At 67.1% G+C, this 3,991-nt stretch carries 5 protein-coding genes; 4 read left to right on the top strand and 1 reads right to left on the bottom strand.

What is annotated here, in order from left to right; all coding sequences use genetic code 11:
* Nucleotides 1–176 precede the first annotated feature (176 nt).
* Entirely contained in the window at nt 177–641 is a 465-nt protein-coding gene (locus QRO93_RS18545; protein ID WP_008265929.1) for an Lrp/AsnC family transcriptional regulator, read from the bottom strand.
* Between the two features lie 126 nt (nt 642–767).
* On the opposite strand from QRO93_RS18545, the gene QRO93_RS18540 reads away from it, so the two are divergent.
* From QRO93_RS18540 to QRO93_RS18525, 4 genes are all read left to right on the top strand, one after another.
* Nucleotides 768–1,502 carry an AzlC family ABC transporter permease gene (locus QRO93_RS18540; protein ID WP_049457442.1) on the top strand — a complete coding sequence of 245 codons (735 nt, stop codon included), beginning with the start codon at nt 768–770 and terminating at the stop codon, nt 1,500–1,502.
* Nucleotides 1,499–1,813, top strand: a complete 315-nt coding sequence (locus QRO93_RS18535; protein WP_180878661.1) for an AzlD family protein — start codon at nt 1,499–1,501, stop codon at nt 1,811–1,813. The genes QRO93_RS18540 and QRO93_RS18535 overlap by 4 nt, the downstream gene beginning before the upstream one ends.
* Nucleotides 1,814–1,998: 185 nt before the next feature.
* Nucleotides 1,999–2,427, top strand: a complete 429-nt coding sequence (locus QRO93_RS18530; RefSeq protein ID WP_005409905.1) for a PAS domain-containing protein — start codon at nt 1,999–2,001, stop codon at nt 2,425–2,427.
* Nucleotides 2,424–3,953, top strand: a complete 1,530-nt coding sequence (locus tag QRO93_RS18525; protein WP_180878662.1) for a sulfite reductase flavoprotein subunit alpha — start codon at nt 2,424–2,426, stop codon at nt 3,951–3,953. Before QRO93_RS18530 ends, QRO93_RS18525 begins: the two co-directional genes overlap by 4 nt.
* Nucleotides 3,954–3,991 lie beyond the last annotated feature (38 nt).

Below are 3,991 nucleotides of genomic sequence, written 5' to 3'. Positions count from 1 at the left end.
CCGCGGCATGGATGCCGCGGCCAAGCCCCCAAGGACGGGTTCACGGCGTCCCCTGCAACCGGACCCACCCCGCCAACACACGGAATGCCCGCTGCTGTTGCTATTGCTGCTGGGGTTGCCGGCCAGCAGCCGCCACGACCGCGGGTGCCGGGTGCAACCCGGCCAGCCCCCACCCCTCAAAGCGGCAAGCGGGTGGTCTGCTTGATCCGCTGCATCGGAATCTCGGTCTTGGTGTTCTGCACCCCGGCAATCCGGTTCAGGTGCTGCATCTGGAACTGCCGGTAGGCATCAAGGTCGGCCACCGCCACCCGCAGCAGGAAATCGCAGTCACCGGCCATCAGATGGCATTCAAGCACTTCCGGGAAAGACTTGATGCTGTTGATGAAGTGATTGGTGGTGTCCTCGTCCTGCCCGCGCAGCCACACCCGCACGAACACGGTGAACCCCCGCCCGACCTTGGCCTCGTTCAGCAGCGCCACGTAGCGGTCGATGTAACCGCCTTCCTCCAGCAGCCGCACCCGGCGCAGGCAGGCCGACGGCGACAGGCCCACCTGACGGGCCAGCTCCAGGTTCTGCAGGCGTCCGTCCCCTTGCAGGGCGTCGAGGATGCGCCGATCAAGATTGTCGAGCTGGTACTGCATGAAATTCCACCCGTTTCGGCTATGGCCGCAGGAAATTCCAATCTTCCTTAATTCAATGGCATCAACGCAACCCGATTTCGTGATTGGACCGCTAGGATGGGCCACCCCACTCAGTTGTGTCGTTCCATGGACGCCCGTACCACCCTCCCCCTGCCTGACGCCGCCTGCGACACCGCCCCGCGTGCCGAATTCCTGCGCGGCCTGCGCGCCGCCGTGCCGGTGATGATCGGCTTCATTCCCTTCGCCCTGGTGCTCGGCGCCCAGGCCGCACAGAAGGGCCTGACCGCCCTTGAAGTACCGCTGATGACCGGCCTCAACTTCGCCGGCGGCTCGGAATTCGCCGCAGTCGAACTGTGGACCTCGCCGCCACACATCGCCCTGATCGTGGCGATCACCGCGCTGGTCAACAGCCGCCATCTGCTGATGGGCGCCAGCCTGGCGCCGCTGCTGCAGCACTTGCCGCGCCGCCGGGTGCTGCCGGCACTGTTCTTCATGTGCGACGAGAGCTGGGCGATGGGCGTGGCCGACGCACGCCGCCGCGCCCTCGGCTTCAGCCTGGCCTACTACCTGGGCGTCTCGGCCGGCCTGTACACGGTCTGGGTGGCCTGCACCGCGCTGGGCGCGATCGTCGGCCCGATGCTGGGCGACATCCACGCCTACGGCTTCGACATGGCCTTCCCCGCCGTGTTCCTGGTGCTGCTGCGCGGCATGTGGCAGGGCATGAAGGCCGCGCGGCCCTGGCTGGTGAGCCTGGTGGTGGCCGCCACCACCTACCTGCTGGTTCCCGGCGCGTGGTACGTGGCCAGCGGTGCGCTGGCCGGCCTCGCGGCGGCCTGGCTGCTGGCGGAGGACGCGGCATGATCTTCAATGGCTTGATTCACTGGACTTCGGTGCTGACCATCGTGCTGATGGCGGCCGCCACCTACCTCACCCGCATCGTCGGATTCCTGGCGCTGCGCAACCGTGCGCTGAGCAAGCGCGCGGTAACGGTGATGGAAGCCGCACCCGGCTGCGTGCTGATCTCGGTGATCGCACCGGACTTCGTCGCCGACAAGCCGGCCGATCTGGCGGCACTGGCGATCACCCTGCTGGCCGCCACGCGCCTGTCGATGCTGCCGACGGTGCTGATCGGCGTGGTCTCGGCGGGTGTACTGCGCTACCTGATGGGCTGACGCGCCCGGCCTTCTTGGGTAGAGCCGAGCCCATGTCCGGCTCTACAGAAACCTCCCTGCGACACCCGGTCGCAGCCGATCCCGTCGGTCACTTGACCAATATCAAATCGCCCGCCGCCGCGCGGGCGTATTCCTATGCAGGACCCGAACACGCCGGCGTTTCCGGCATCCACAAGGACCCTGCGATGAGCTACACCCCCGACAACGCCCAGCTCCTCAACGCCATGCAGAACGTCATGGTGATCTCCACCACCGACCTGCAGGGCAACATCACCTACGCCAACGACCTGTTCTGCACGCTTACCGGCTTCGCCCGCGAAGAACTGATCGGCCAGCCGCACAGCATCGTGCGCCACCCCGACGTGCCCAAGGCGGTCTACAAGGATATGTGGGACACGATCAAGGCCGGCAAGACCTGGACCGGCATCGTGCCGAACCTGGGCAAGGGGGGCGTGCTCTACGTGGTCGACACCACCGTGCAGCCGCTGTTCGACGCCGACGGCAACATCACCTCGTACATCAGCATCCGCCGCGTGGTGAACGACCTGATGCAGAACTACGACCTGGTCGAGTTCAGCAAGGAAAAGTTCGACGACTTCTACGAGGCCGCGTGAACGCCCTCCCGACCAGCACCGCCATCAGCCGCCTGCTGGTGGGCTTCGCGTCCGAGTCGGGCAATGCCCGCGCCCTGGCCCAGCGCCTGGGCGCGGACCTGCAGCCGCACGCGCCGCAGGTGCTTCCCTTCAACGACATCGACGTGGCCAGCCTCGGCCACGGCGATGTGCTGCTGGCGATTTCCAGCTCGTTCGGTGACGGCGAACCGCCGGCCAACGGCGAGCAGTTCTTCGAAACACTGCGCCAGACCCCGACGCTGAGCGGCCTGCGCTATGCGGTATTCGGGCTTGGCGATACCGGCTACCCCCGCTTCTGTGGCTTCACCAAGGCCCTGGATGCCGCACTGAGCGAGCGCCAGGCACAACCGCTGCTGCACCGCGTGGATGCCGATCTCGGCTACGAGCAGTTCTTCCAGCAATGGCAGCCGGTGCTCGGCCAGGTGCTGGACGGAAACCCCGCCGCCGGCCAGGACCTGCGCCTGCAGGTGACCGCCTATGGCGAAGACAACGCCTTTGCCGCGCGCATCGTTGAACGCCGCCGCTTGAACAGCAGCGATCCCGCGGCCTGGCACCTGCAGCTGGACATTGCCGGCAGCGGCATGGCCTACCGGGCCGGTGACACCCTGCACGTGGTACCAGAGAACGACCCTGCACTGTTGCAGGCGCTGGCCAACTGGTACGGCGACACCGGCGCCGTGGCCAGCCTGCACGACCGCGAGCTGCGCCTGCTGGGCAAGAACGTACTGCGCGAACTGGCCCGGCTCGGCGGCAGCGATACATTGAAGGGCCTGCTGAAGGTCAGCCAGAAGCGCGAACTGGAGGCGTACCTGCACGGCCTGGACCTGCTGGACGTACTGCAGGATCACGCCACCCCGGACAGTGTTCCGCTGGCGCGCCTGCGCGAGCTGCTGTCGCCACGCCTGCCGCGTGCCTATTCGATTGCCTCGCACCCGTACGATGACCAGCTCAGCCTGTGCGTGCGCGAAGTACGCTACACCCTGCGTGGCCGCGAGCGCTTTGGCACCGCCACCGGCAGCCTGCTGCATGGCGGCGACCACGCCCGTGTGTACTGCCGCTCCAATCCGGGCTTCCATCTGCCCGATAGCGGGCAAGCACCGCTGTTGCTGGTCGGCACCGGCACCGGCATCGCGCCGTTGATGGGCCTGTTGCAGGAGCTGCAGGCGACCGCCTGCGAACGTGAAGTGCACCTGGTGTTCGGCGAGAAGCATCGCGAACACGATTACCTCTACCGCGGGCAGCTGCAGGACTGGCACGCGCGCGGCGCGCTGGCTGGCCTGCATACCGCGTTCTCACGCGATGGGGCCGACAAGGTCTATGTGCAGCATGTGCTGCAGCAGCGTGCCAGCGAGGTACGCGATGTGCTGGCCCGTGGTGGGCATCTGTACCTCTGCGGCAACAAGCGCCACCTGGAAGGCGCGGTGCGCGACGCCATCGATGCCATCGCTGGCGAAGGGCACTGGGACGCACTGCGCGGCGAAGGCCGCACGCACTGCGAACTGTATTGATCCGTCCGTCGGGTAGAGCCGGCCGCTGGCCGGCTGCG

Source organism: Stenotrophomonas maltophilia group sp. Smal17 (assembly GCF_030237045.1).
GTDB classification, from domain to species: domain Bacteria; phylum Pseudomonadota; class Gammaproteobacteria; order Xanthomonadales; family Xanthomonadaceae; genus Stenotrophomonas; species Stenotrophomonas forensis.
Note: the sequence above shows the minus strand (reverse complement) of the source record. Positions and strands in the feature narration are given on the sequence as shown.

What these genes read in the sequence shown, in the direction of transcription:
- QRO93_RS18545 (WP_008265929.1), bottom strand. Translation starts at nt 641, where the DNA reads ATGCAGTACCAGCTCGACAATCTTGATCGGCGCATCCTCGACGCCCTG.
- QRO93_RS18540 (WP_049457442.1), top strand. Translation starts at nt 768, where the DNA reads ATGGACGCCCGTACCACCCTCCCCCTGCCTGACGCCGCCTGCGACACC.
- QRO93_RS18535 (WP_180878661.1), top strand. Translation starts at nt 1,499, where the DNA reads ATGATCTTCAATGGCTTGATTCACTGGACTTCGGTGCTGACCATCGTG.
- QRO93_RS18530 (WP_005409905.1), top strand. Translation starts at nt 1,999, where the DNA reads ATGAGCTACACCCCCGACAACGCCCAGCTCCTCAACGCCATGCAGAAC.